General features: G+C 70.2%; 25 protein-coding genes. 8 read left to right on the forward strand and 17 right to left on the reverse strand.

Features of this window, described 5'->3' with window-relative positions; translation table 11 throughout:
- Positions 1 to 15: 15 nt before the first annotated feature.
- Together ggt and ACTIGJ_RS18370 are read right to left on the reverse strand one after the other, a co-directional pair.
- A complete protein-coding gene (ggt, locus tag ACTIGJ_RS18365) occupies positions 16 to 1,710 on the reverse strand; it encodes a gamma-glutamyltransferase (protein ID WP_439641780.1) in 1,695 nt (564 codons plus the stop codon).
- A 43-nt stretch (positions 1,711 to 1,753) separates the two neighbouring features.
- Positions 1,754 to 2,020 (reverse strand): YfhL family 4Fe-4S dicluster ferredoxin, encoded by a 267-nt coding sequence (locus tag ACTIGJ_RS18370; protein ID WP_439641781.1) that lies wholly within the window; start codon positions 2,018 to 2,020, stop codon positions 1,754 to 1,756.
- 156 nt (positions 2,021 to 2,176) lie between these two features.
- On the opposite strand from ACTIGJ_RS18370, the gene ACTIGJ_RS18375 reads away from it, so the two are divergent.
- Positions 2,177 to 2,644: a 2,4'-dihydroxyacetophenone dioxygenase family protein gene (locus ACTIGJ_RS18375; protein WP_439641782.1), complete on the forward strand. Its 468-nt coding sequence runs from the start codon at positions 2,177 to 2,179 to the stop codon at positions 2,642 to 2,644.
- Between the two features lie 52 nt (positions 2,645 to 2,696).
- Here ACTIGJ_RS18375 and gloA read toward each other — a convergent pair whose 3' ends face one another.
- The 3 genes from gloA to ACTIGJ_RS18390 form a co-directional block, all read right to left on the reverse strand.
- On the reverse strand, positions 2,697 to 3,227 hold the full coding sequence (gene gloA / locus ACTIGJ_RS18380; RefSeq protein WP_439641783.1) for a lactoylglutathione lyase: 531 nt from the start codon (positions 3,225 to 3,227) through the stop codon (positions 2,697 to 2,699).
- A gap of 95 nt (positions 3,228 to 3,322) precedes the next feature.
- On the reverse strand, positions 3,323 to 4,009 hold the full coding sequence (locus tag ACTIGJ_RS18385; RefSeq protein WP_439641784.1) for a hypothetical protein: 687 nt from the start codon (positions 4,007 to 4,009) through the stop codon (positions 3,323 to 3,325).
- Between the two features lie 146 nt (positions 4,010 to 4,155).
- Positions 4,156 to 5,379, reverse strand: a complete 1,224-nt coding sequence (locus tag ACTIGJ_RS18390) for an FAD-binding domain-containing protein (protein ID WP_439641785.1) — start codon at positions 5,377 to 5,379, stop codon at positions 4,156 to 4,158.
- Between the two features lie 125 nt (positions 5,380 to 5,504).
- Between ACTIGJ_RS18390 and ACTIGJ_RS18395 the strand changes: the two genes are divergently transcribed.
- Entirely contained in the window at positions 5,505 to 7,304 is a 1,800-nt protein-coding gene (locus tag ACTIGJ_RS18395; RefSeq protein WP_439641786.1) for an ABC transporter transmembrane domain-containing protein, read from the forward strand.
- Positions 7,305 to 7,470: 166 nt separating this feature from the next.
- The gene (locus tag ACTIGJ_RS18400; RefSeq protein ID WP_439641787.1) at positions 7,471 to 8,673 is read left to right on the forward strand and encodes an ammonium transporter; all 1,203 of its coding nucleotides are present in this window, start codon (positions 7,471 to 7,473) and stop codon (positions 8,671 to 8,673) included.
- A gap of 62 nt (positions 8,674 to 8,735) precedes the next feature.
- On the opposite strand, the gene ACTIGJ_RS18405 is transcribed toward ACTIGJ_RS18400, so the two are convergent.
- On the reverse strand, positions 8,736 to 9,146 hold the full coding sequence (locus ACTIGJ_RS18405) for a bacteriohemerythrin (protein WP_439641788.1): 411 nt from the start codon (positions 9,144 to 9,146) through the stop codon (positions 8,736 to 8,738).
- A gap of 300 nt (positions 9,147 to 9,446) precedes the next feature.
- Between ACTIGJ_RS18405 and ACTIGJ_RS18410 the strand changes: the two genes are divergently transcribed.
- On the forward strand, positions 9,447 to 12,923 hold the full coding sequence (locus ACTIGJ_RS18410) for a Calx-beta domain-containing protein (RefSeq protein ID WP_439641789.1): 3,477 nt from the start codon (positions 9,447 to 9,449) through the stop codon (positions 12,921 to 12,923).
- 92 nt (positions 12,924 to 13,015) lie between these two features.
- The gene (locus ACTIGJ_RS18415; RefSeq protein WP_439641790.1) at positions 13,016 to 14,887 is read left to right on the forward strand and encodes an ATP-binding cassette domain-containing protein; all 1,872 of its coding nucleotides are present in this window, start codon (positions 13,016 to 13,018) and stop codon (positions 14,885 to 14,887) included.
- A 21-nt stretch (positions 14,888 to 14,908) separates the two neighbouring features.
- On the opposite strand, the gene ACTIGJ_RS18420 is transcribed toward ACTIGJ_RS18415, so the two are convergent.
- From ACTIGJ_RS18420 to ACTIGJ_RS18465, 10 genes are all read right to left on the reverse strand, one after another.
- The gene (locus tag ACTIGJ_RS18420; protein WP_439641791.1) at positions 14,909 to 15,685 is read right to left on the reverse strand and encodes a glutathione S-transferase N-terminal domain-containing protein; all 777 of its coding nucleotides are present in this window, start codon (positions 15,683 to 15,685) and stop codon (positions 14,909 to 14,911) included.
- 79 nt (positions 15,686 to 15,764) lie between these two features.
- Positions 15,765 to 16,022 carry a YkgJ family cysteine cluster protein gene (locus tag ACTIGJ_RS18425; protein WP_439641804.1) on the reverse strand — a complete coding sequence of 86 codons (258 nt, stop codon included), beginning with the start codon at positions 16,020 to 16,022 and terminating at the stop codon, positions 15,765 to 15,767.
- An 8-nt stretch (positions 16,023 to 16,030) separates the two neighbouring features.
- Entirely contained in the window at positions 16,031 to 16,426 is a 396-nt protein-coding gene (locus ACTIGJ_RS18430; RefSeq protein WP_439641792.1) for a VOC family protein, read from the reverse strand.
- 9 nt (positions 16,427 to 16,435) lie between these two features.
- Positions 16,436 to 16,843: a GFA family protein gene (locus tag ACTIGJ_RS18435; RefSeq protein WP_439641793.1), complete on the reverse strand. Its 408-nt coding sequence runs from the start codon at positions 16,841 to 16,843 to the stop codon at positions 16,436 to 16,438.
- On the reverse strand, positions 16,840 to 17,808 hold the full coding sequence (locus tag ACTIGJ_RS18440; protein ID WP_439641794.1) for a LysR family transcriptional regulator: 969 nt from the start codon (positions 17,806 to 17,808) through the stop codon (positions 16,840 to 16,842). Before ACTIGJ_RS18440 ends, ACTIGJ_RS18435 begins: the two co-directional genes overlap by 4 nt.
- 29 nt (positions 17,809 to 17,837) lie before the next feature.
- The gene (locus ACTIGJ_RS18445) at positions 17,838 to 18,743 is read right to left on the reverse strand and encodes an FAD:protein FMN transferase (RefSeq protein WP_439641795.1); all 906 of its coding nucleotides are present in this window, start codon (positions 18,741 to 18,743) and stop codon (positions 17,838 to 17,840) included.
- Between the two features lie 11 nt (positions 18,744 to 18,754).
- The gene (locus tag ACTIGJ_RS18450; RefSeq protein WP_439641796.1) at positions 18,755 to 19,903 is read right to left on the reverse strand and encodes a DUF3570 domain-containing protein; all 1,149 of its coding nucleotides are present in this window, start codon (positions 19,901 to 19,903) and stop codon (positions 18,755 to 18,757) included.
- Between the two features lie 10 nt (positions 19,904 to 19,913).
- Entirely contained in the window at positions 19,914 to 20,138 is a 225-nt protein-coding gene (locus ACTIGJ_RS18455; RefSeq protein WP_439641797.1) for a DUF4266 domain-containing protein, read from the reverse strand.
- Positions 20,135 to 20,659, reverse strand: coding sequence for a TlpA family protein disulfide reductase (locus ACTIGJ_RS18460; RefSeq protein ID WP_439641798.1), 525 nt, complete (start codon positions 20,657 to 20,659; stop codon positions 20,135 to 20,137). The genes ACTIGJ_RS18455 and ACTIGJ_RS18460 overlap by 4 nt, the downstream gene beginning before the upstream one ends.
- Before the next feature lie 32 nt (positions 20,660 to 20,691).
- Entirely contained in the window at positions 20,692 to 23,466 is a 2,775-nt protein-coding gene (locus ACTIGJ_RS18465) for a choice-of-anchor D domain-containing protein (protein WP_439641799.1), read from the reverse strand.
- A 306-nt stretch (positions 23,467 to 23,772) separates the two neighbouring features.
- Here ACTIGJ_RS18465 and ACTIGJ_RS18470 point away from each other — a divergent pair, with 306 nt between their 5' ends.
- The 3 genes from ACTIGJ_RS18470 to ACTIGJ_RS18480 all read left to right on the forward strand — a co-directional run bounded on the left by ACTIGJ_RS18470 (position 23,773) and on the right by ACTIGJ_RS18480 (position 25,783).
- Positions 23,773 to 24,381 (forward strand): FMN-dependent NADH-azoreductase, encoded by a 609-nt coding sequence (locus tag ACTIGJ_RS18470; protein WP_439641800.1) that lies wholly within the window; start codon positions 23,773 to 23,775, stop codon positions 24,379 to 24,381.
- 48 nt (positions 24,382 to 24,429) lie between these two features.
- Positions 24,430 to 24,831: a DoxX family protein gene (locus ACTIGJ_RS18475; RefSeq protein ID WP_439641801.1), complete on the forward strand. Its 402-nt coding sequence runs from the start codon at positions 24,430 to 24,432 to the stop codon at positions 24,829 to 24,831.
- A 73-nt stretch (positions 24,832 to 24,904) separates the two neighbouring features.
- Positions 24,905 to 25,783 (forward strand): pirin family protein, encoded by an 879-nt coding sequence (locus ACTIGJ_RS18480; protein ID WP_439641802.1) that lies wholly within the window; start codon positions 24,905 to 24,907, stop codon positions 25,781 to 25,783.
- A gap of 90 nt (positions 25,784 to 25,873) precedes the next feature.
- Here ACTIGJ_RS18480 and ACTIGJ_RS18485 read toward each other — a convergent pair.
- A partial coding sequence (locus ACTIGJ_RS18485; protein ID WP_439641803.1) for a DUF1329 domain-containing protein occupies positions 25,874 to 26,366 on the reverse strand: 493 nt, incomplete at its 5' end.

Below are 26,366 nucleotides of genomic sequence, written 5' to 3' on the forward strand. Positions count from 1 at the left end.
GCGGCACCAGCGGCCTCAGGGCTTGAGCCGGCGCACCTCGCCACTGCCGACACCGCGCGGATCGGCCGCAGCTTCCAGCGTGTCGGTCGCCGGACGCCAGATCACCGCCTGCAGGTTGCCGTAGGGGCTGTCGAGCGCCACCAGCGTGTGGCCCATGGCCTGCAGCCGCGCGATCTCGGTGTCGCTGAGCCCGCCCGGCTCGTACTGCACCACATCCGGCAGGTACTGATGGTGGAGGCGCGGCGCGGCGACGATGCTGGCGGCGTCGGCGCCATCGACAAAGTTCAGGATGCCGAGCAGCACCATCGTCGCGATCCGGCTGCCGCCCGGCGTACCGATCACCAGCACGCCGTTCGGGCCGTCGACGAAGGTCGGCGTCATCGTCGACAGCGGCCGCTTGCGCGGCGCGACCAGGTTCGCCTCCGAACCGATCAGTCCGTAGGCGTTGCTGGCGGTGGCCGAGGCGGCGAAATCGTCCATCTCGTCGTTGAGCAGCACGCCGGTGCCCGGCGGCACGTAGCCGGAGCCGAAGGTCAGGTTGATCGACATGGTCGCCGCCACCCGGTTGCCATCGGCATCGATCACCGAGAAATGCGAGGTGTGGGTGCCGCCCGGCGCGCCTTTCGGGGCCGGCGGCAGGCTGGCCGACGGCGTGGCCCGGTCTGCGGAAATGGTCTTCGCCAGTTCCATCGCGTAGGACCGCGAGCTGAGCCGCGCCATCGGGATGCGCACGAAATCCGGATCGCCCAGATAGGCGGCGCGGTCGCGGTAGGCGCGCCGCAGCGCTTCAATCAGCAGATGCCGGGCGCGGCCATCGCTGCCCGGCGTCCAGCCCAGCACTTCGAGCTGGCCCAGCGTCTCGGCCAGCGCCAGCCCGCCAGCCGACGGCGGCGGCACCGACACCAGCCGGTAGTCGCGGAACCAGGTGACCAGCGGCTCGCGCTCGACCACCGTGTACCGCAGCAGGTCGTCGGCACTCCAGATGCCGCCGGCCGCGCGGACGCCATCGAGCAGCTGCCGGGCCGTTTCGCCGGCATAAAAGCCGGGCAGGCCGTGATCGGCAAGCCGCTGGATGACGCCGGCCAGATCGGTCTGGCGGATCGTCTGGCCGACCGTCGGCACCTTGCCGCCAGGCATGAAGATCGCCCGGGCGGCAGGCGACAGGCGCGCCTGCGACTGCTCGATCGCCTTGACCAGCTTGGCGTCGGCCGGAAAGCCGTCGCGTGCCAGCGCGATCGCCGGTGCTAGCGATTTCGCGAGTGGCAGGCGGCCGTACTTGCGGGCCAGATGGACCAGGGCCGCCGGCTCGCCGGGAATCGCCGCCGCCAGCGCACCGTCGCGGGAGGCGCGGTCGATCGCGCTCCCGTCGGCGGCTTGGTACATCGTCGAACTGGCCGCGATCGGCGCGACCTCGCGGCCGTCGACCATCACCTCGAAGCCGTCGGCGGCCCGGTGCAGCAGCCAGAAGCCGCCGCCGCCGATGCCGGAGCCGGTTGGCTCGACAACCGCGATCGCGGCCGTCACCGCCACCGCCGCGTCGAAGGCGTTGCCGCCGGCATCGAGGATGTCGAGCCCTGCCTTGGTCGCCAGCGGATGGGCGCTGGCGATGGCGTTGCCGGGCGGACGGTCGCCGGCTGCCAGCGGGCCGGCCGCAAGGCCGCACAGCAGCGTCAGCGCCAGCAGCGGCGCGCGAACGAGGATCAGCTTCATCACGGGTGGATTTCCGATGCGCGGCCCCGCGACCGACACCCTGCTAGCGCGCAGGCGTGTCGGCGGACGCGGTCAGCCGACGGTACTTGTCGAGCAGTTGCTCGCGGGACTCGACATGCAGCAGGTCGAGCGGGATGCAGTCGACCGGGCAGACCACGCGGCACTGCGGTTCGTCGAAGTGGCCGACGCATTCGGTGCAGCGCGCCGGGTCGATCTCGTAGATGTCCGGGCCCTGGAAGATGGCCGTGTTCGGGCAGGCCGGCTCGCAGACATCGCAGTTTATGCAGTCGTCGGTGATCTTCAGGGCCATGGCCGGGCCGATGATACCGGCGTCGGCGGCGGACGAGGGGCCGCACGGTATCGACCTTGCCGGGCGGCCGCCGCATCCTCGGTCGCGGCGCCGGTCGACGGCCCGCCAGCCGCAGCACAGTCCACGCCGTCGCAGCAGTGCGAGGAGGAATCGACAATGAAGAGTCAGGTCGCGGAAGAGTACGTGCAGATCGACGCCCAGCCCTGGGCCCCTTTCCCGGAAGCGCTGTCGACCGGCGGCATCCGCTGGAAGCTGCTGCACGTGTCGCCGGAAATGGGCTCCTGGACGGCGATCTTCGATTGCCCGAAGGGCTCGTCGTTCAACGCCCACGTCCACCAGGGCCCGGGCGAATATTTCCTGACCCGCGGCCGCATGGACGTGCGCGGCGGCAAGGACGCCGGCGGCGACACCGCCGTTGCGCCCGGCTACGGCTACGAATCGGCCAGCGCCCGCCATGACCACACCTGCTTCCCGGTCGACAGCGAGTTCTACATGAGCTTCCTCGGCCCGCTGATGTTCATCACGCCGGACGGCGCGCCGCTGGCCGTGGTCGGCTGGAAGGAAGTGCAAGGCGCCTGGCAGGCGTTCATCGACAGCCAGCCGGCGGCCCGCAAGGCGGCCTGATGCGGCCCCGCCGCCGGTCCGGCATGCGTTGCCGGACCGGCGGGCGCGCGGCTCAGCGGCCGGCGGTCACCAGGCGCGCCGATACCTCCGCCGCCAGCACCTCGATCCAGTAGCCGTCCGGGTCCTTGATGAAGGCCAGGCCTTTCATCGCGCCGTCGTCCGGCCGCTTGACGAACTCGACGCCGCATTCCTCGAACCAGCGGCAGGCGGCGTGGACGTCCGGCACGGTGATGCCGATGTGGCCGAAGCCGCGCGGATCGCTGTTGCCGGCGTGGTAGCCGGCGAAGGCCGGATCGCTTTCGGTGCCCCAGTTGTGGGTCAGCTCCACCGCGCCGCGCTGCCGGAAGGTCCAGGCGGCGCGCTCGACCGGATCTGCCGGCGGCTGTTCGCCGTCAGCCAGATAGCCGACGAAGTACAGCGAGAACTTCATCGCCGGGAAATCGAAACGGTCGAGCAGGCGCATGCCGAGCACGCGCTCGTAGAACGGCAGCGAGCGCTCGGGGTCGCGGATGCGCAGCATCGTCTGCGTCATCGCGAAGTCGCGGGTCTGGGGCGGGACAGCAGCGGAAGCGGTCTGGGACATGGTGGGCTCGATTGAGTGCGACGCACCGGCGCCGCAGCCGGCCAAGGCTGCAGCCCGCCGCGCCGATGATCAATCCGGCGCGGCCCGCATGGCGTTCAGTGCAGCCGTTCGCCGGCCATCCGCTCGATACCGTCGCGGTAGTAGTCGAAGCGCAGCGCCAGCTGGGCGAACACCGGCTTCAGGCCGTAGGCATCGGCCAGATCGTGGCGGGCGGCCGACGCGAAATGGCTGCGGCTCATGTTGCAGTAGTAGTCGAGCCCCAGCGGCCGGTGGTGATAGCGGCGGCGGTGCTCGATCCACGGCGCGCACCAGCCGGCCAGGAACAGCGCGTAGTTGCCGATCTGGCTCAGCACCAGGAAACGCCGCTCGTGATGGGCATCGCGCGCCGCCTGCACCAGATCGACGAGATAGTCGTAGCTTTCCGCCTCGCCGCTCTGCACGTGGTGCAGGCGCTCGTTGCTGGCGTACAGCGCCAGCAGATTGGCGAGGTAATGGATGGTGCGGCGCTCGCCGCTGTCGCGCCGGCCGGCCAGGGCCCGACGCAGCATCACGTTGAAGTAGAGCTTGGGCGACACGTTCACCCAGGCGCTATCCGGGTCGAGCATGGCGTCCTGCACGTAACGGCTTTCGAGCAGCGATTCCAACGTGCTGGGCTGCTCGATCACCCGTCGCGCGGCGTCCACGGCGTCGGTACCGGGCACCGGGAAATGCTCGAACAGGAACAGCAGGTCCTTCTGTTCGAGCGACGCGGCACCAAACTGCGCAAAGTCGGGAGACGGCATGAGGTCCTCCAGGCGAAGTGGATCAGCCCCTCCAGACTTGCAAATCCCGGGCCGGATTTCAGCCCCTGCCGCGTCAAAATATCCTGTCAGCACAAGCGCTTGGCGAGTGCTAACAGGATCGCCGGCCATCGGCCGGAAAGCCCCGCTCAGGGAATGCCGAGCTCGGCCAGCAGCGGTCGGATCTTCTCGCGTAGCTGGAAGAAGCCCTTCTCGGCATGTGGCCAGAACGCCGTGTCCCAGGCGCGGCGGACTCGAACCAGCCCGATGCCGCGCGCCGCCAGCTCGCGTTCCAGCGCGGCAACGGCCTCGGCCACCGGGCCGACGGTCGGATAGGCGGTCACCAGCTGCTCGATGCGGTGATCTTCCAGCCAGCGGTGCCGCTGGCTGGGGGTGATGCGGACTGCCGGCAGGCCGAAATGGCCGCCAGCGCGGTCCAGGCCATCGGCCAGCGCGGCTTCGGTCCAGCCGGTCACCGCCTCGCTGACCGGCAGGCGGCTGCGCGCCGCCGGTGTCACGTCGCCGCCGATCGCCACCACGTCGAGCCCGGCCAGCGCCGGCCAGGTTTCAGCGCAGAGGTCGTCCTCGTGCAGCCAGAGCGCCGTGCGCAGGCCGGGTTTCGGCGGCGACAGGTCGGCGATCCGGCCGGCCGCCGGCAGCGCGTCCGGCGGCAGCGGTGCGGCGTCCTCGTTCAGTTCGCCTTTCGGCCAGTAGCGGTTCGCGGTGTACTTCTGGATGTTGTCGGCGCGTGCCAGGTAATGCTTGCCACGCGTCTGCAGGCCGGCGACCCAGCGCCAGCTGAGCGTGTTCGAGGCCGGATCGCCATCCAGCAGGTGCCGGTAGAAGAAGTCCGCACCGAGCACCCACGGCAGGTTCAGCGTGAAGATCCAGATCGAGGCGAACCACATCCGCGTGTGGTTGTGCAGGTAGCCGGTGCTGCGCAGTTCCTCGACCCAGTCGTCGAAGCAGGCGATGCCGGTGGCGCCGTCGACCGCCGCCTGCCAGCGTTTGCGGAAAGGCCGGTCGACGCCGGGGCCGTCGCCGATCCGGTCGAGCTGCACCGACAGCGCCGCCTGGTAATCGGCCCAGACCTGCGGCCGCAGCTCCAGCCAGCCCTTCCAGTAGCTGCGCCAGCAGACTTCCTGGATGAATTTCTCGCTGGTCGAGAACGCGTAGCGGTCGAGCACGGCGGCGGCGATCTCGGCTTCGCTGATCAGCCGGTGGCGCACCGCCGGCGACAGCAGCGACACGTTGTCGCGCGCCGCCGGGCCGCGATCGGCATTGCGTTCGTTGGCGTAGTGCGCGCCGGCGCGCGGCAGGAAGGCGGCCAGCCGGGCCAGCGCATCGGCGCGGCGGGGCGAGAAGTTGGACATGGTGGAAGGGCAAGTGGAAAGTGGGGGCCGGATCGTAGCGGCTGCGCAAGGGGCGCGGCGCGGCGAGAGGTCGCCGGCGGCGGCTCCGTACAATGCCGGCCTGCCGCTTCACGACCGCTCCGCCCATGACCGCACCGGTATCCGATTCCGCCCCCGCCCGCGAACCCGCCGGCCCGAAGTCGCCGCGCAAGCTGTCGGCGCTGGCCGGCCTGCTGCCGTTCATGCGGCCGTACCGGCGCTATCTCGCGCTGGCGACCGTGATGCTGGTGTTCAGCTCGGCGGCGATGCTGGTGGTGCCGATCGCCTTCCGCGACCTGATCGACAAGGGCTTTGTCGCCAATGCCACGCGCGGCGACATCAACGGCCACTTCCTGGCGCTGGGCGCGCTGGCGCTGTTCTGGGCGCTGGCGACGGCGGCGCGCTACTACTTCGTGTCGTGGATCGGCGAGCGGGTGACCGCCGACCTGCGCAGCGCCGTCTACCGGCGGATGCTGCAGCAGGCACCGGCCTACTTCGAGACCACCCGCACCGGCGAAGTGCTGTCGCGGCTGACCGGCGACACCACGCTGGTGCAGACGGTGGTCGGCTCGTCGGTGTCGATGGGGCTGCGCAGCTTCCTGCAGTTCGTCGGCGGACTGGTGATGCTCGGCGTCACCAGCCCGCGCCTGTTCGCGATCACCATCGTGCTGCTGGCCGCCGTGGTGGTACCGCTGGTGGCGATCGGCCGGGCCGTGCGCCGGGTATCGCGCGACGCCCAGGACCGGATCGCCGACACCTCGGCGGTCGCCGGGGAAATCCTCAACGCGGTGCCGACCGTGCAGGCCTTCACCCAGGAAGGCGCGGAGTCGGCGCGCTACGACCGCACGGTCGAATCCGGCTTTGCCGCCGCCATCCGCCGCACCCGGCTGCGCGCGCTGATGACGGCCGCCGTGATCGGCGGCGTGTTCGGTGCCATCGTCTTCGTGCTGTGGCTGGGCGCGCACGCGGTGGCGGCCGGCTCGATGAGCGCCGGCCAGCTGGCCTCGTTCGTGATCTACGCGGTGCTGACCGCCGGCGGCGTCGGCGTGATCGCCGAAGTCTGGGGCGACGTGATGCGCGCGGCCGGCGCCACCGAACGGCTGGTCGAACTGCTGAACGCCGAATGCGCGATCCAGCCACCGGCCCAGCCGCTGCGGCTGCCCGATTCGCTCCAGGCGCGCGTCGAATTCCGCCACCTCGGCTTCCGCTATCCGTCGCGCCCGGACGTGCTGGCGCTCGACGACATCCAGCTCGACATCCGCGAAGGCGAGACGGTGGCGGTGGTCGGCCCCAGCGGTGCCGGCAAGACCACGCTGTTCCAGCTGCTGCTGCGCTTCCACGATGCCAGCCACGGGGCGATCCTGTTCAACGGCGTGGACCTGCGCGATCTCGACCCGGCGGAACTGCGGTCGCGCATCGGCATCGTGCCGCAGGATGCGGTGATCTTTTCGGCCGACGCGAGCGCCAACATCCGCTACGGCAACCCGGCGGCCAGCGACGAGGAAGTGCGCGCCGCCGCCCGCACCGCGCGCGCCGACGAGTTCATCGAACGCCTGCCGGACGGCTACCAGACCTTCCTCGGCGAGCGCGGCCTGCGGCTGTCCGGCGGCCAGCGCCAGCGCCTCGCGATTGCCCGCGCCATCCTCAAGAACCCGCCGCTGCTGCTGCTCGACGAAGCCACCAGCGCGCTCGACGCCGAAAGCGAACAGCACGTGCAGCGCGGTCTGGAAGCGGCGATGGTCGGCCGCACCACCCTCGTCATCGCCCACCGCCTGGCCACCGTGCAGCGCGCCGACCGGATCGTCGTGATGGACGCCGGAAGGATCGTCGAGATCGGCACGCCGGCCGAGCTGATCGCCAATGGCGGCCTCTACGCGCGGCTGGCGAGCCTGCAGCTGATGGCCTGAAGCGGACGCAGCGCCGCTGCCGGCACCTGCCGCGCAGTGGCGGCCGCTGCGCACCCCGACCGTGCATCACGCCCTGATCCGGGCCTCAGATCGGCAATAATCCGCCGCCGGCGCACCGCGTTGATGCCGGGCACCCATAAAAACGACTCGTCGGGAGACCATTTCAGTGCACGACATCAAGACGCCATCGGACGTCCTGTTCATCCTGCTGGGCGCGATCATGATTCTGGCGATGCACGCCGGCTTCGCGTTCCTCGAACTCGGCACGGTGCGGCGCAAGAACCAGGTCAACGCGCTGGTGAAGATCCTCTGCGACTTCGCGGTGTCGACGCTCGCCTACTTCGGCATCGGCTACGCGATCGCCTACGGGCAAAGCTTCTTCGGCCCGGCCACCGAGCTGGCCACCCACAACGGCTACGAGCTGACCAAGTTCTTCTTCCTGCTGACCTTCGCCGCTGCCGTGCCGGCGATCGTCTCCGGCGGCATCGCCGAGCGGGCGCGCTTCTACCCGCAGCTGATCGCCACCTTCCTGCTGGTGGCCTTCGTCTATCCGCTGTTCGAAGGCATTGCCTGGAACGGCCTGTTCGGCCTGCAGGACTGGCTGCTGGCGACCTTCGGCGCCAACTTCCACGACTTCGCCGGCTCGGTGGTGGTGCACGCGGTCGGCGGCTGGATCGCGCTCGGCGCGGTGCTGATGCTCGGCGCCCGCCACGGCCGCTATGGCAAGTCCGGCGAGATCGCCGCGCATCCGCCGTCGTCGATCCCGTTCCTGGCGCTGGGCGCCTGGATCCTGATCGTCGGCTGGTTCGGCTTCAACGTGATGAGCGCCCAGACGCTTGACAAGATTTCGGGCCTGGTGGCGATGAACTCGCTGATGGCGATGGTCGGCGGCACCCTGGTGGCGCTGGCCGCCGGTCGCAACGATCCGGGCTTCGTCCACAACGGCCCGCTGGCCGGGCTGGTCGCGGTCTGCGCCGGCTCGGATGTCATGCATCCGCTTGGCGCGCTGGCCACCGGTGCGGTCGCCGGCGGCCTGTTCGTCTATCTATTCACCCTGACCCAGAACCGCTGGAAGATCGACGACGTGCTCGGCGTCTGGCCGCTGCACGGCCTGTGCGGTGCCTGGGGCGGCCTGGCCGCCGGCATCTTCGGATCAACAGCACTCGGCGGCCTCGGCGGCGTGTCGTTCGCGGCGCAGGCAGTCGGCACCGGGCTTGGCATCGCCATCGCCTTCAGCGGCGGTCTGCTGGTCTACGGCGTGCTGAAGGCCGTGCTCGGCCTGCGGCTGTCGACCGAGGAAGAGTTCAACGGCGCCGATCTGAGCATCCACAAGATCGCCGCCACCGCTGACCGCGACACCTGGTGGTAGTCGCGCGGCGCTGAATCCAAGCCCGCCCTGGCACGCGCCACGGCGGGCTTTCTTGTCGGCCCTCAGGCGGCGCTGGCCTTGCGGTTCACGTACGGCGAGTACTGCTGATCGATGCCCTTGATGTGCGCCGTCAGCCAGCTCTTCAGGAAGAACTGGATCTGCATCTCGATGCCGGCCTCGCCCTTGACCAGCTGCTGGCCGAGCGTGCCGACCCGGTCGAGCAGCTGCTTGTGGATGATCTTGTGGCGCTCGCGCTGCGGGTACTGGCAGCGCGTCATTTCGGCTTCCTCGTCACGGAAGTGGCGGATCGCGAATTCGGCGATCGCCTTGAAATCGGCGACCAGCGCGCTGCGCGCCGCTTTCCGCGCCAGCGTGTCGTGATAGCGGTTGATCAGATCGATCAGCTGCTTGTGCTGATCGTCGATGCCGTGGTGGCCGACGCTGAGGTCGTCGGTCCAGTCGTAGAAGCTCATGGCAGGCCCTGCAGTGGTCGTGGTCGATGCGGCGGCCAACAGCTTGTCGGCGCCGTCGCGGCTGGGCTTTGACCTGGGTCAAGCGCGGCCCGACATTCATCGCCCTTGAACGGCCACCGATCGCGTCGCGGAGTCGCGCGGAAACCCTGGAAAAACATGGCTTCGCGACGGCTTTGCGTCACCGTTCGCGAGCACGCGCGATTGACGGTAGCGGCCGCGATGACAGCCGGTCAGCCGGGCATTTCAGGCCCCTGCGCCGTCGCCGATACAGGCCGTACACCCTGAATCGCGGACTCGGCCATGCGCCTTTCAAACTGCACGTTGAAGCTCGTTGCCGGTGCTGCGGCCCTGATCGTGTCGATGGCGGCAGCGGCCGATCCGGACGCGCTGCCGGCCCGGCTGATCGTCAAGTTCGAGGCGCTGCCCGGCGCTGCCGCAGGTGCCGCGCAGCTGCCGGCCGACGCCGTGCAGGCGCAGGTCGATGCGCTGGCGGCGCGCGCCGGCCGGCCGCTGCAGTACCTGCGCCAGCTGGCGACCGGCGCGACCCTGATCGACGCCGGCAGCGATCTCGACGCGGCCGCGCTGGAACGCTTCGCCGCGCGGCTGAACGCGGTGCGGCCGAGCGGCGTCGCCTACATCGAGCCGGATCGCCGGCTGTACGCCGATCTGACGCCAAACGATCCGATGCTGTCGAGCCTCTGGGGCCTGGCCGGGCCGGCGCAGTCGAACGGCCTGGCCGGCGTCAACGCATACACGGCCTGGGATCGCGTCGACGGCAGCGGCGTGACGGTGGCGGTGATCGACACCGGCTACCGCGCCCACGCTGACCTCGCCGGGCAAGTGGTGGCGCAGTACGACTTCATCAGCGACCCGGCCAGCGCCAACGACGGCAATGGCCGCGACGGCGATGCGCTCGATCCCGGCGATTTCCGCATCGCCGGTTCCTGCGGCAGCAGCGGCAGTTCCAGTTCCAGCTGGCACGGCACCCACGTGGCCGGCACCATCGCCGCGCGCGGCAACAACGGCAGCGGCGTGATCGGCGTGGCCTACGGCGCGAAGCTGGTGATCGCCCGGGTGCTCGGCCGCTGCGGCGGCAGCACTTCGGATATCGCCGATGCCATCGTCTGGTCGGCCGGCGGCACGGTGGCGGGCGTGCCGGCCAATCCGCAGCCGGCGCAGGTGCTGAACATGAGCCTCGGCGGCCAATATCCGTGCTCGGCCTCGCCGACCACGCAGGCGGCGATCGACAGCGCCCGCGCACGCGGCGCGACCGTGGTGGTGGCGGCCGGCAACGCGAACCTGGATGCCGCCGGCTTCTCGCCGGCCAGCTGCAACGGCGTGATCAGCGTCGCGGCGATCGGCGACGGTGGCAGCCGCGCGCCGTATTCGAACTACGGCACCGGTGTCGATCTGGCCGCCCCCGGCGGCGACATGAGCCGCGGCAACGCCGCCGGCATCCTGTCGACCTACAACGGCGGCGCGACCACGCCTGGCAGCGACTCCTACGCCTACCTGCAGGGCACCAGCATGGCCTCGCCGCACGTCGCCGGCGTGGCGGCGCTGCTGTACGCCGCCCGGCCGACGATCACGCCGGACGAGGTCGAAGCGGTGCTGAAAGCCAATGTCCGGCCATTCCCGGGCAGTTGCAGCGGCTGCGGCAGCGGCCTGGTCGACGTCACCCGGGCGCTGGCGGCGATCACGCCGGGACCGGGCAGCCTGAGCTTCAGCGCCAGCGCCTACGCGATGCCGGAGAACGGCGGCGTCGGCACCATCAGCGTGCAGCGCAGCGGCGGCGACAGCGGCGCGATCTCGGTGAACTACGCAACCAGCAACGGCACCGCAGCCGCCGGCAGCGACTACAGCGCCGCCAGCGGCACGCTGAACTGGGCCGATGGCGACAGCGCCGCCAAGACCTTCACGGTGGCGGCGATCGACGATGCGCTGGCCGAGGGCAACGAGTCGATCAACCTGACGCTCAGCGCGCCCGGCGGTGGCGCCAGCCTGGGCACGCAGCGGACGGCGGTGCTGAACATCCTCGACAACGACAACGCGCCGGGCAGCATCGCCATCACCGCCGCCAACGTCTCGGTGGCCGAAGCGGCGGGCGCGGTGACGGTCTCGGTGGCACGCACCGGCGGCAGCTACGGCGCGGCTTCGGTCAGCTATGCCACGGCCAATTCCAGCGCAGCTTCCGGCAGCGACTACACCGCCAGCAGCGGCACGCTGAGCTGGGCCAGCGGCGACGGCGCGGTGAAGACGATCCGCGTACCGGTGCTCAACGACACGCTGGCCGAAGCCAGCGAAAGCTTCCAGATCCGTCTCAGTGCCGCCAGCGGCGCCAGCCTCGGCAGCATCAGCAGCAGCACGGTGACCATCGTCGACGATGACAGCCCGAGCCCGAACGGCACGCTGCAGTTCACCGCCGGCAGCGCCACCGTGGCCGAAAATGCCGGCAGCGCGACGATCACCGTCAGCCGCAGCCTCGGCGCGGTGGGCGCGGTATCGGTGAACTACGCCAGCAGCAACGGCAGCGCTGTCGCCGGCAGCGACTACACCGCTAGCAGCGGCACGCTGCGCTGGGCCGATGGCGACAGCACGGCCAAGACCTTCACCGTGCCGATCACCGACGATGCCGTCGCCGAGGCTGGCGAAACCCTCACGCTCAGCCTGAGCGGCGCCACCGGCGGTGCAGTGCTGGGCACCACGAAGACCCAGACCCTGACCATCGCCGACAACGACGGCCTGCCCGGCGTGCTGGCGCTGACGGCGGCGACCGCGAGCGTGCCGGAAGCCGGCGGCAGCGTGACGCTGACCGTCACCCGCAGCGGCGGCGCGACCGGCGCCGCCTCGGTGCAGTACGCCACCTTCAATTCCAGCGCCGTCGCCGGCAGCGACTTCGCCGCCACCAGCGGCACGCTGAACTGGGCCAGCGGCGACAGCAGCGCGAAGACCATCCGCGTGCCGATCTACAACGACGCAGTAGCCGACGCCAACGAAACCTTCCAGGTGCGGCTCAGCAATGCCGCTGGCGCCAGCCTCGGCACCATCACCCAGACCGTGGTGTCGATCGCCGACGACGACACCGCGTCAGCCAACGGCAGCCTGGTGTTCAGCGCCGCCAGCCAGAGCGTGGCCGAGAACGCCGGCAGCGCCACCATCACCGTGCGCCGCACCCAGAGCTTCGTCGGCGCGGTCAGCGTCGCCTACGCCAGCGCCAATGGCACGGCGACCGCCGGCAGCGACTACACGGCCGTCAGCGGCACGCTGCGCTGGGCCGATGGCGACAGCAGCAGCAGGACCTTCACGGTGCCGATCACCGACGACGCCGTTGCCGAAGCCAGCGAAACGCTCACGCTGAACCTCGCCAACGCCACCGGCGGCGCGGCCATCGGCAGCCCGTCGACGATGACGCTGTCGATCACCGACAACGACGGCTTGCCCGGCGTGCTGGCGCTCTCCGCAGCGAGCTATTCGGTGTCCGAGGCCGGCGGCGCGGTCAACGTGCAGGTCAACCGCAGCGGCGGCGCGACCGGCGCGGTGTCGGTCGCCTACACCACCGCCAACGGCTCGGCACTGGCCGGCTCGGACTACGGCGCGGTCGGCGGCACGCTGGTCTGGGCCAACGGCGACGCCACGCCGAAGACCATCCGCATTCCGATCCTCGACGACCGGCTGCGGGAAGGCGCGGAAACCATCCTGGTACGGCTGTCGAACCCGATCACCGGCAGCCTCGGCGCGATCACCACGGCAACCGTGACCATCGTCGACAACGACTGAAGCAGCGCCGGCTGCGCGGCGCCGAGCCGGACGGCGGCCGGCGCCGCCTGTTGCAGCGCACCAAGAATCGCGCCAGCCCGTAAACTACGCGGATGATCTCCGCCTCCCGCCTCACCCTCCGCCGTGGTCCGCGTCCGCTGCTCGAAGACGCCAATTTCACGATCCATCCCGGCTGGCACTGTGGCGTGGTCGGCCGCAACGGCACTGGCAAGTCGACCTTGTTCGCCGCCGTGCTCGGCCATCTGGCGCCGGACAAGGGCGAGATCTCGTCGCTGAAGAATCTGGCGGTGGCCACGGTGGCGCAGGACACGCCGTCGCTGCCGGACCTGGCGATCGAGTTCGCGCTCGATGGCGATGTCGAGCTGCGCGAGCTGGAGCGCAAGCTGCTGATCGCCGAGGAAAAGCTCGACATCGAAAAGATCAGCGCCATCCACGAGCGCCTGAACGACATCGGCGGCTATGCGGCGCGGGCCCGCGCCGCCGCCCTGCTGCACGGCCTCGGCTTTTCGCAGGAAGCGCAACAGACCGCCGTCGCCGATTTCTCCGGCGGCTGGCGCATGCGCCTGAACCTGGCGCGGGCGCTGATGTGCCGCTCCGACGTGCTGCTGCTCGACGAGCCGACCAACCATCTCGATCTCGACGCCGTGATCTGGCTGCAGGGCTGGCTGTCCAACTATCCGGGCACGATGATGGTGATCTCGCATGACCGCGAGTTCCTCGATGCCATCACCACCCACACGCTGCATCTGGAAGGCACCAAGGCCACGCTCTACACCGGCAACTACTCGACCTTCGAGCGCACCCGCGCCGAGAAGATGACCCTGCAGGCCGGCATGTTCGCCAAGCAGCAGAAGCAGGTGGCCCACCTGCAGAAGTTCATCAACCGTTTCCGCGCCAGTGCCGCCAAAGCCACCCAGGCGCAGAGCCGCATCAAGGCGCTGGAGCGCATGGAACTGGTGTCGGCGGTGCACGCCGATTCCGAATTCAGCTTCTCGTTCGCCGAGCCGGACCGCCTGCCGAGCCCGCTGGTGCGCTTCGACGACGTGGCCTGCGGCTACGGCGAAAAGGTGGTGCTGAAGAACGTGCGGATGCTGATCGCCCCCGGCGAGCGCATCGGCCTGCTGGGGCCGAACGGCGCCGGCAAGTCGACGCTGGTGCAGACCATCGCGGGCGCCATTCCACCGCTGAAGGGCGATGCGATGCGCGACGGCTACCTGCGCGTCGGCTACTTCGCGCAGCACACCACCGACAGCCTCGACCCGAAGGCCAGCCCGATCCTGCATCTGAAGCGGATCGATCCGCAGGCCACCGAGCAGAACCTGCGCACCTTCCTTGGCGGCTTCAACTTCAAGGGCGATCGCGTCTACGAGAATGTCGAACCGTTCTCCGGCGGCGAGAAGGCGCGGCTGGCGCTGGCGATGGTGGTCTACCAGAAGCCGAACCTGCTGCTGCTCGACGAACCGACCAACCACCTCGATCTCGACATGCGCCACGCGCTGGAGACCGCGATGCTGGAATTCGTCGGCGCGGTGATGGTGGTGTCCCATGACCGTCACCTGCTGACCTCGACCTGCGACCAGCTGTGGCTGGTCGCCGAAGGCGGCTGCCGGCCGTTCGTCGGCGATCTCGACGACTACGCCAAGTGGCTGAACTCGCGCGAGCTGAATCCGGGTTCCGGCAAGAAGAACAAGAAGGCCCCGCAGAAGAGCGCCGAGGAAATCGCCGCGCAGTCGAAGGCGCTGAAGGACAACATCCGCAAGCTCGACCAGCAGATGGCCAAGCTGACCAAGGATGTCGACACGCTGACCGTGAAGCTCGCCGATCCGGCGCTCTATGCGCCGGACAAGAAGTGGGACTTCACCAAGCTGCAGAAGGAGCAGGCGGCGGCCAAGAAGAAGCTGGCCGACACCGAGGAAGAGTGGATCGCGGCGACCGAAGCACTGGAAGCACTGAGCGCCGCCTGAGCGAATCGGCGCGCGCGGCCGCTACAGGCGCGCCGCCGCCCGCAGCAGCACCGAATCGGCCGGTTCCGCACCGCGCTGGCGGGCGTAGACATCGCGCACCCAGACCATCGTCGGATGGCGCTGCCACGGCGCCACGGTGGCGGCGGTGCTGGCTCGCAGCAGCGGATGGCCGTATAGCGGATGCTCGGCCGGGCCGGCCAGCGGCGCCAGCAGCGCGCAGACGGTGAGGTCCTCGATGCCGAAGGCATCGCCGAGATAAGGCCGGTTGCCGCGCCGCCCGGCGATCTGGTCGAGGCTGGCTTCGATGCAGTGGCGCGCCTCGGCCAGCGCCGGGCCGTCGATGCCGAAGCGGCGCCGGAACGCCGACATCAGCAGCGGCATCGCCGGCTTCAGCAATGCCGCCTGCAGCGGTCCGGTCGCCAGGGTCCACAGCTTGAACACCGCCGCCGGATCGCCGACCAGCGGCCCGTAGGCGGCGCGCATCACCGCCTGCCCAAGCGGCTCATGGCTGGCGGCGGCCTCCAGCAGTTCGTCGCGCGCCTCGTCCTCGTCCGGCAAAAGGCGGTCAATCAGGCCTCGCGTCGCCAGCCGCTTGAGGATGCGATCACTGCCCTGCACGCGCAGGCCGTCGCCGGTGATGATCGGCACGCTGCTGCCGCGATGGCCGATGAACGGCGTCACCACCGCATGCAGGCCGGGCGTCAGCGCCCGCTCGGTGAACGGCACGCTGCAGGCGCGCAGCGTCCAGCGGATCTTTTCGCTGAAATGGGAAATGGCAAAGCTGTACAGGGTGAGCATCGGGATCGGCGTCGGTCGGATGCGCCGATGATGCCGCCGTTCGATGACCAACAGACGGAGATCGCTGCTTCGAACCGCTTCAGGCCGGCGCAGTGGCCTGTTCGAGCCGGGCCAGGAACTGCAGCGCCTGCTCGCGCGTCTCGCCGCACATCTCGGGCCCGGGCTTCAGGCCGGCGCAGACGGCCGGCCGGCGCGGATCGCCGAAGATCGCGCAGCCCTGGTCGTCGCGCAGCTGCACGCAGCGCACGCCGGCGGGCTTGCCTTCCGGCATGCCGGGAATCGGCGAGGAGATTGACGGCGCGATGCAGCAGGCGCCGCAGCCGGGCCGGCAGACCAGCGCTGCCTTCACGGCGTGTACGGCGCGTGGACCCGGCGCTCGGACAGCCACCAGAGGTTGCCGTGACGGTCGCGCACGCCGCCCTGGCGATCGCCGTACGGCATGTCCTGCACGGTCATTTCCAGCGCCGCGCCATGCGCCAGCGCGCGAGCCATCGCGGCGTCGGCGTTGTCGACGTACAGGTAGTACGCGGCCCGCATCGCCGGATAGGCGGGGCTGGCTTCGCTGACCATCACGGTCGAGGTGCCGATCGCCACCTGCACGTTCGCCACCCGGCCGTCCGGGCGCATCGAGCGGCAGGTTTCGGTTCCGCCCAGGCCGTCGACGAGAAAGGCGACGAAGGCCTCGGCGTCGTCGACGAAACAGTACGGCGTGACCGTACCGAACCCGGGCGGAACGTACATCCGGCGGCCTCAGCCCGGCATCCGCTCGAAGGCCGGCACGCCTTCCAGCACGCCGTGCCAGCTCGGGCGATCGATGGTGAACACGGCGAAGTCCGGCTTGCCGAACACCGAGGTCTGATCGAGCGAGCCGGCCTTGACCAGCACGATGCCCGGAATGCCCGGCGCGCGGCTGGTCAGCGGCGAGCCGCAGTCGCCGCAGAACTCGCGCGTGACCGGCGCGTCGAGGTCACTGCGGCGGAACACCTTCGGCGTGCCCTTGACGTAATGGAAGGCCGCTTCCGGCAGTCCCACCACCGGGTTCGGGCCGCCGCCGGAGATGTACTGGCATTCGCGGCAATGGCACTGCGCACGCAACTGCGGTTCGGCGTCGGCTTCGTAGCGCACGGCACCGCAGTAGCAACCGCCTTCGATCTTCATTGGGTCTTGCTCCTCTTTCTGGTTGTTTTCGACGTGTTCGCCCTGGCCTGGGCCTGCTTGCGCGCGCAGTTCTCGGCCACGGTCTGGCGCAGAATATCGCGCAGCTGCAGCAGGCCGGGCCCGGCATAGTCGCGGTCGGCAAAGATCAGGTAAAGCGTCAGGAAGCGCTCGGCGCCGTCGCGCAGCGGCAGTGGCCGCAAGGTGCCGGCGGCCAGTTCGTCGGCGATCTTGTCTTCCGGAAACCAGGAGAAGCCGTAGCCCATCGCCACCGCCTGGATCGAGGTCGACATGTGGCTGACCACCCAGCGCTGCTTGGCATCCAGCGTCTGCTGGCGCGGATCGCGGGCAGCCCCGGAATCGCGCACCACCAGGTGCCGGTGATTGCGCAGGTCGTTGGGCGTCAGCGGCCGGTTCAGCTGGTGCAGCGGATGGCCGGGATGGGCCACGGCCAGGAAGCGCAGGGTCATCAGCGCTTCGCCGATGAAGCCCTGCGGAATCACCGGTGCGATCGCCAGATCGACCCGACCGCTCAGCAGTGCCTCGGAGGTGCCGCCGATCACCGATTCGATCAGCTCGATGCGGGTGTGCGGGCTGATCTCGCCGAACGCCGCCAGCGCCGGCAGCAGCACGCGGTTCGGGAAGATGATCTCCACCGCCAGCCGCAGTTCCGCTTCCCAGCCGGCCGACAGCTGGCCGGCCGCCCGTTCCAGGCCAGCCGCTTCATCGAGCAGCGCCTTGGCCCGGCGCACCAGCAGCTGGCCGGTGGCGGTCAGCACCGCCTTGCGGCCCTGCACCTCGAAAGCCTTGACGCCGAGCCGCGACTCGATCTGCTGCACCGCATAGCTGATCGCCGACTGGCTCTTGTGCAGCGCCTCCGCCGCCTGCGCGTAGCCGCCGGCGTCGACCACCGCAAGCAGTGCGCGCCATTGTTCGAGGGAAATCTTCGGGGCCGACATGGCGCGCATGATGCCGCGCCGCCGATGCTGCCGCAGCCTCAGAAGCCGTGACGGACGATCGCACCGCTGGCGTCGACGGCCAGCCACGGCACCTGCTGGGCGGCGAGGAAGGCCGGCGCGTCCGCTCCTTTCAGCATCGCCACGGTCGACAGGGCACCGGCCGCCAGGCAGACCGGTGCGATCACGCTGACCGACTGCCAGTGCTGCACCGGCCAGCCGCTGCGCGGATCGAGGAGGTGGCAGTAGCGCCGGCCGGCGATGTCCAGGTAGCGCTCGTAGTCGCCGCTGGTGGCCAGCGCGCCGCTTTTCAGCTCGACGCCGGCCAGCGTGCCGTCGGCGCGCGGATGCCGGATGCCGAGCGCCCAGCCGCGGCCGTCCAGGCGCGGGCCGAGCACCCGCAGATCGCCGCCCAGGTTGACGTAGCCGCTCTGGATTCCGCCGGTCTGCAGCACGGCAGCGGCGCGATCGGCCGCGTACTCCTTGCCGAAGCCGCCGAAGTCCAGCTCCATGCCCGGCTCGGTCAGCGCGATCTGCCGCGTCGCCGGCTGCCAGTCGACCTTGCGCCAGCCGATGCGGGCGCACAGCGCCGCCAGCGCCGAAGGCTCCGGCAGGCGCCCGGAACGGAAATCCCAGGCCCGGCGCAGGATGCCGCTAGTGATGTCGAACAGGCCGTCGCTCTGCGCGTGCAGCCGCGCCGCGAAATCGAGCAGGCCGGCGGTTTCTGCATCGACCTCGATCGCCACGCCGCTGCCCGCCGCCGCATTGATGCGCGACACAAGGCTGTCGGCGCGGTAGCGCGAGTAGGCCTGCTCGATGCGCCGCACCTCGGCCGCAGCCGCATCGAGCAGGCGGCGGTCCGGCGCCCGGCCGGCCACCGTCAGCTCGGCTTCGCCGGCCATCGCGGCGAAGCGCATCGTGGTGACGCCGTCGTCCGTGGCCTGCATCGCCCCCTCGTTCAGAACCGGTAGCTGATGCCGAACTGCACCTGGTAGTACTGGAAGTTGGCAAGCCCCGGCGAACCCTGGCCGACGAAGCGGAAGCTCGACCGCGCCTGGTAGTACTCGGCCCGCAGATCGGTGCTCCAGTGTTCGCTCAGATGCCATTCGGCCTTCTGGCTGAGCGCGAACGCGCCGAATGCCGACAGCCGATGGTCGAGCGATGAGAAGGCGCCGTCCGGCAATTGCGGGAACGGCGAGCCGTCGGCCGGCGGGTCGACATAGAAGCGCGCCGCGCTCTGCGTGTAGTAGCGCAGCCCCGGTGTCAGCACCCAGCGCAGGCTGACCGGCTGTACCCACTGCAGCTCGGCGGTGTGCGACCAGATGCCGTAGGTGTCGTGGAACACGCGGTAGCTGCTGCGCAGCGTCGCGCCGAAACTGCCGAGGTGATGGTTCCAGCGCAGCGAGCCGGTGCCGCTGTTGCGCTTGCGCGGCCGGTTGTCGAACAGCTTGTATGGGTCGCTCAGGTAGCCGTGGCTGGTGCTGTAGCCGGCCTGTACCTGCAACAGGTCGTTGGCGCTCAGCGCCCGGGTCACGCCGGCGATGCCGGCGTAGGTCGTGCGGTGTTCGTTGTCGACGATGTCGTTGGTCGGGTTGATGCTGTCGCGGCTTGCCGACAGGCCGACGTTGAACGCGGTGTTGTTGTCGTCGGTGGCGAACACGGCGTCGCCGGACACGCTGTTGGAGATGTAGTCGTGCTCCTGCGAGTGCGCTGCCGACAGGCCGTAGGAGCTGCGATCGGCATACCAGGTCAGCTCGGCGTCGCCGGAAAAGCGCTTCTCGTGCACACGCGAGGCGCCGGAGGTGGACGAGTAGCTGCGCGGCGAAGCGCCCGACACCACGTCGTAGACCGCCGAGCCGGACAGCGACAGGTGCTCGCCGAGCGGCAGCAGGCCGTACAGCGCCGGCTCCTCGACGCGGATACGCTGGAAGCCGGGCTGCGAGTCCTGGTAATGCTCGGTCTTGAACTGCAGCAGCGCGTGCTCCGGGGCGCTGTCGGCGGCGGCCGGCAGCGGCGCGGCGAGCAGGCCGGGCAGCGACAACGCCGCCAGCACCACGCTGCCGCACCAGTCGCTGGCCGGGTTCGGATTCACCGGCGCGGCCGGCATGGCGGGGGGTTCAGTTGCAGCCACAGCCGCCTCCCCCGACGCCGAAGCCGCCAAACGAGGCTTCCTTGCTGGTCCAGGTGTGATCGTTGAACTTCAGCTCCAGCATGTCGCCGGCCATGGTCATTTCCGGCTTGGCCAGCACGCCCTTCTGCCACGGCTTCGGCGCCTGCATCGCGCAGCCGCTGCTGGCCGCGCCGGCGGCGATCGTGATCAGCACGACCCACGCGCGGTTCATGGTTTGGCCCCGCCGACCAAGGCGGCGATCTTCTGCGCCAGCGCCTCGCGCTCGCTGTCCTTGAAGCTCTGGTGCACCAGCACGACCTTGCCTTCCGGGTCGACCAGGAACGAGGTCGGCATGCCCTGCACGCCGTAGGCCGACGGCGTCGCACCTTGGGCGTCGAACAGCACGGTGAAGCCGGGCGCCGTATCGCCGAGGAAGCGCTGGGCATCGGCGCGCTTTTCGTCGACGTTGATCGCCACCACCTCGAAGCGCGGCCCGCCGAGCTTCGCCTGCAGCGTCTTCATCCACGGAAAGCTCTGCTTGCAGGGACCGCACCACGACGCCCAGAAATCGACATAGACGTAATGGCCACGCAGGCCGGCAAGGCTGACGGTCTTGCCGTCAGCTGCCGGCAGGCTGAATGCCGGGGCCGGCTGGCCGGCCTCGAGTGCATCGGCGGCCGGCAGCAGGCTGGCGGTGGCGAGCAGCGCGGCAGCCAGCAGGCGGCGGCTCGAACGAAGGAACGAAGGATTCATCGAAAGACTCCTGGATTCGGGGTGGGATGGGCTCAGCTGCGCGGCGCCGGCCGGCGGCGACGGATCAGTGCCAGCACCGCCAGCAGCGCCACCAGGCCCGGCCCGGCGCTGCCGGCGGCACCGAGGTTCTTGCTGGCGCTGCCGGTCACGGTGGCCTGCGCCGGAGCCGGCGCGCCGTCGCCGAACACGCTGACCGTGCCGTTGACGACATCGGCGAGCGGGTTGATCACCAGAGTGCAGCTGGCGCCGGGCGCCAGCACGAACGGCACCGGCCGGCAGCTGCCACCGCCGGTGGACGCGGCATCGAGCAGCGACAAGCCGTCGCTGGCCTGTTCGGCGGTGACGTTCAGCGGTCCCGCGCCCTGGTTGCCGATCACCAGCACCTGCGGCTGCAGCGGCTGGTTCGGCAGGCTGGTCAGGGTGATGGCAGTCGGCGACAGCACCAGCAGCGGCGTGCCGCCGGCGATGCCGTTGCCGCTGACCTCGGCCGGCGTCGGCTCGACGGCGTTGCCGCTGGTCACCGCCAGGGTGGCGCTGCGGGCGCCGACCGAGGCCGGCGCGAACACCACCTGCACGGTGCAGCGGGCACCGCCGGCCAGGCTGCCGCCGGCCACGCAGCTGCTCGACGGGTCGATCAGGAAATCGCGTGCCGCCGCGCCGGAAAACGACAGGCTGGCGAGCGTCGCCGGGCTGGTGCCGCTGTTGCCGAGCTGCAGCGACTGCGGCGCCGACTGCGCACCGCTGGCGGTGTCCGGGAAAGCGAGAGTCGCGCTGCCGATCCAGCCGAGCGTGGCCGGCACCGGCGTGACCCCGGTGGCCGACAGGGCCAGCGCGTCCGGCGTGGTCGCGGCATTGCTGGCGATGGCGACGCTGCCGGCCACGGTGCCGGTCGCGGCCGGCGTGAAGCTGACCGTCAGCGTGCAATGGCCGCCGGCCGCCAGGGTTGCCGGGCAGTCGTGGCTCACGCTGTAGGCCGCCGGGCTGGCCCGCAGGCTGCTGATCGACAGCGCCGCCGTGCCGCTGTTGGTCAGCACCGAGGTCTGCGCCGCAGCCGTGCTGCCGAGCGCCACCGAGCCGAAATTGAGGCTGGCCGGCATCAGGCTGACGATCGGCGCGGCGGCGGCGGCGGCGACGCCGCTCAGGCCGACCGACACCGAGCCGGCGCTGCCGGCGCTGACCACGAAGGTGGCGCTGCGCGTGCCGCTGCTGGTGCCCGGCGTGAACACGATGTCCGCCGTGCAGCTGGCGCCGACGGCCAGGCTGCGGCCGCTGCTGCAGGGATTGCTGCCGGCGGTCGTCGCGAAGTCGCCGGCGTGGCTGCCGGCAAAGGCCAGGCTGGCGATCGTCAGGCTGGCGCTGCCGCTGTTGCTGACCGTCACCGTCTGCGCCGCGCTGCTGCTGCCGAACGGCTGCGCCGGGTAGCTCAGCGACAGGCGATTGACCGCCAGCTGGCCGACCGGCTGCGCGGTGCCGGCGCCGTTCAGGCCCAGCGTCGACGGGCTGCCGGCCGCGTTGTGGCTGATCGCGAGGCTGGCCGCGCGGCTGCCGGTGGCCGATGGCCGGAAGCGGACGCTGACCGTGCAGGCCGCCCCGGCCGCGACGCTGCCACCGGCGGTGCAGGTCGAAGCGGGGTCCAGCGTGTAGTCGGCGGCAGCGCCGCCGGACAGCGTCAGCGTGCCGAGCAGCAGCGGCGCGCTGCCGGTGTTGGACAAGGTCGCGGTCTGCGCCGCCGCGTCGGTGTTGATCACCTGCGACCAGCTCAAGCTGGCCGGCGACAGCTGCGCGGCCGGTGCGGTCGGCGTGGCGCCGGTGCCGGACAGCGCCACCATCAGCGGGCTGCCAGCGGCGTTGTGGGCGATGCTCAGGGTTCCGCTGGCCGCGCCGGTGGTGGTTGGACCGAAGTCGACCAGCACCGTGCAGCTGCCGCCGCCGGCCGCCACCGTGGCGCCGGCCGCGCAGCTGCCGCCGGTGATCCGGAACGCGGCGTTGCTGACGCTGAGGGTCGACAGCGTCAAGGGCGCTGCGCCGCTGTTCTGCACGGTAGCGGTCTGCACCGCCGCGCGGCTGCCGGTGGCAACCGTGCCGAAGTTCAGCGCCGCCGGGCTCACCGCCGGCGCGGCGGCGCCGCTGCCGGTGCCGCTCAGGCTTACCGTGCTGGTGGTCGGCGAGGCGTTGTGGGTGATGGTCAGCGTGCCGCTGGCGGCGGCGGCCGCCGTCGGCCGGAACTGCAGGTTCACCGTGCAGCTGCCGCCGGCGGCGACGCTGCCGCCCGCCGCGCAGCTGCCACCGCTGGCGATCACGAAGGCAGCATTGCTGACCGCGATCGCGGTCACCGACAGCGCCGCCGTGCCGCTGTTGCGCAGGGTCACGGTCTGCGCCGCGCTGCTGCTGCCGACCGCCACGGTGCCGAAGGCCAGCGAAGCCGGCGTGACCGCAGCCACCGGTCCAGCGCTGACGTTCGGGTTGCCGATGTAGGCAGCGATGTCGGCGACGTCGATCGCCGTCAGCACGTTGTTGCGGTAGATGCCCATGCCGCCGGTATCGCGATTGATCGCGTTCTGGATCGTCGTGGGGCTGTTGGCGCCGCGCAGCACCTTGTTCTTGTTGGCGCTGACATTGGTGCCGTGGCAGCTGGAGTTGGCGCAGGAAATGCCGCCCGGCGTGGTCTGGTACAGCGTCTTGCCGCGCAGTGCATCGGCCGCCGAGGCCGGACCGGCAACCGCCAGCGCGGCCAGCAGCAGCGCGGCGGCGCGCGGCCCGGCCGCCGGTTTCCACGGCAGGGGCAGAAAAGGCAGGGTTGACGACATCGGCGGCTCCGGTGACAGGTCGATCGGTGAGGGGCGAGCGGACCTTAGGCAGCCGCGCCTGTCCGCCAGATGTCCGCCGGATGAACGCGGGACGAGCGGCTCGGCCGCCGGGACCAGCGGTCGTGCGGACGCCGGTGGCGGCGCGCGCAGACGTACCGGAGACGGCGCCGGCGGGTTCGGCACTGGGGCGCAGCGGCGTGGTTTCTCATCGAATGATTGGATGAGAAAGCTCAGAAACTTCTGCTTTTTTATCGAACGGTGAAGGCTTTCAATAGCCGCACTTTCCCGCTCCCCAGGAGATGCACCATGACCACCCGGACCCTGCTTCAGATCAACGCCAGCCTGTTCGCCGGCAACGGCCAGTCCAGCCAGCTGGCCGAACGCTTCGTGGCCGACTACGTCGCCGCCCACCCGGGCACCGTGCGGGTGCTGCGCGACGTCGCCAGCGATCCGATTCCCCACCTCGATGGCGCGCGCTTCTCGGCGTTCCTGACGCCGGCGGCGTCACGCGATGCGGCGCAGAACGCGGTGATCGCGCAGTCCGATGCGCTGATTGCCGAGCTGAAGTCGGCCGATGTCATCGTGCTGGGCCTGCCGATGTACAACTTCGGCGTACCGAGCCAGCTGAAGAGCTACTTCGACCACATCGCCCGCGCCGGCGAAACCTTCCGCTACACCGCCAACGGTCCGGTCGGGCTGGTCACCGGCAAGAAGGTGTACGTGCTCGCCACCCGTGGCGGTCTGTACGAGGGCACCGCGCTCGACAGCCAGACCACCTACGTGCGCGACTTCCTGCGCTTTATCGGCCTCGACGACGTCGAATTCGTCTACGCCGAAGGCCTGGCGATCGGCGCCGAGCAGAAGGAAGCCGGCCTGGCCAAGGCCCGCGATGCCATCACCCGTCTTGCCGCCTGAACCGCAGCACCCCACCCTCGTTCCCCAACCCGCCCAGAGCCCACTGACATGACCACCCCCTCTTCCAACCGCAGCTATCCCGCCGTCGAACTCGCCGGCCGCATCCTGCTGGCCGCGATGTTCCTGCTGGCAGGTCTCAACAAGATCACCGGCTACGCCGGCACCGTCGGCTACATGGAATCGGTCGGCGTGCCGGGCGCGCTGCTGCCGGGCGTGATCGCGCTCGAGGTGCTGGGCGCGCTGGCGGTCATCGTCGGCTTCCAGACCCGTCTGGTGGCGCTGGCGCTGGCCGGCTTCACGCTGGCGGCGGCGCTGCTGTTCCACGCCAACTTCGCCGACCAGATCCAGATGATCCTGTTCCTGAAGAACGTGTCGATCGCCGGCGCCTTCCTGCTGCTCGCCGCCAACGGCGCCGGCAGCCTGAGCCTCGACGCGCGGCGCTCGCGCTGAACCGGTGCGGCGGGCTGTCGTTGACGGCCCGCCGCCCGCTGCCTTTCCCTGTTCCCCGTCACGGAGACCCGTCATGACCACCCGCAGCCTGCAGCACGTGATCCAGTCGATGCCGACCAGCGATGGCGCCGGCGTCAAGCTGCGCCGCTCGATCGGCGCGCAGCGCGGGCTGTATCTCGATCCGTTCCTGATGCTCGACGAATTCGGCACCGACAACCCGGGCGACTACATCGCCGGCTTCCCGGCCCATCCGCACCGCGGCTTCGAAACCGTCACCTACATGCTCGACGGCCGCATGCAGCACCGCGACCACCTCGGCAACGTCGGTGATCTCGGTCCCGGCGGCGTGCAGTGGATGACCGCCGGGCGCGGCGTGATCCATTCGGAAATGCCGTTGCAGGAAAGCGGACGGATGCGCGGCTTCCAGCTGTGGATCAACCTCCCGGCGGCGGAAAAGATGAAGCCGGCCGGCTACCGCGACATTCCGGCGGCGGAGATTCCCGAGCATGCGCTGCCGGGCGGCGGCACCGTCAAGGTGATCGCCGGCACGGTGGAAATCGACGGCATGGCGGTCAGCGGCCCGGTCAACGGTCCGGCCGGCCGGCTTTCGACCGACCCGCTGTATCTCGATCTCGCGCTGCCGGCCGGCGCCCGCTTCACGCAGGCGATCGGCGCGGCGCACACCGCGTTCGTCTACGCCTACGAGGGTTCCTTGAGCATCGGCGACGGCCCGGCAGCCAAGGCCGTTCCCCGGCAGGCAGCCGGTGTGCTGACGCCGGGCGATGCGGTGACGCTGACCGCGGGCCCCGACGGCCTGCGCGCGGTGCTGATCGCCGGCAAGCCGATCGGCGAGCCGGTGGTGCAGTACGGGCCGTTCGTGATGAACACCCGCGACGAGATCGAGCAGGCGATCCGCGACTACAACGACGGCACGCTGACCGCTGCCGCCTGAAGCCGGACGCGGTCACGAAAAAGCCCCCGGCAGGAACTGCCGGGGGCTTTTTTCATGCTGCCGCAGCAGCAGCGGCGGCGGTTCCTCGCATCAGCCGCCGCGCATGTTCTGCACCTGGAACATCGACGCCGGCACCAGCTTCGGATCGACCTGGCCCTTGAACTGGCCGGTCGTGCAGTGCTTGGCCTGCACGTCGACCATCGAGAACGAATCGTCGATGGCGATGCCGGTGCCCTTGTTGATCGGCAGGTGGTGATCCGGGTGGGACTTGCCGATCGTGAAGGTGCGCCACAGATCGCCCTTGCGGTCGTAGATCAGCGTGCGATTGATCGTGTAGCCCTGGGCATCGATATGGAACACGCGCTTGCCGACCGGGTGGCTCTTGTCGACCGGCGTGGCCTCGACGATGTAGGCCTTGCGCAGCTGCCAGGTGATGTTCGGGAAGCAGCCGCCCTGGCCGCCGAAGTCGACGAACTTGTAGCCGTCCGGCTCCTTGAACTCGTCGGTTAGGGAATCTCTGAATAACCCGCGCCCAGTGGAGTCACGGGTTGCGAATTTCGTATGAAGCCGCCGAGCTGGCGAT

Source organism: Nevskia sp., from assembly GCF_051860985.1.
In the GTDB taxonomy this organism is placed as follows: Bacteria; Pseudomonadota; Gammaproteobacteria; order Nevskiales; family Nevskiaceae; genus Nevskia.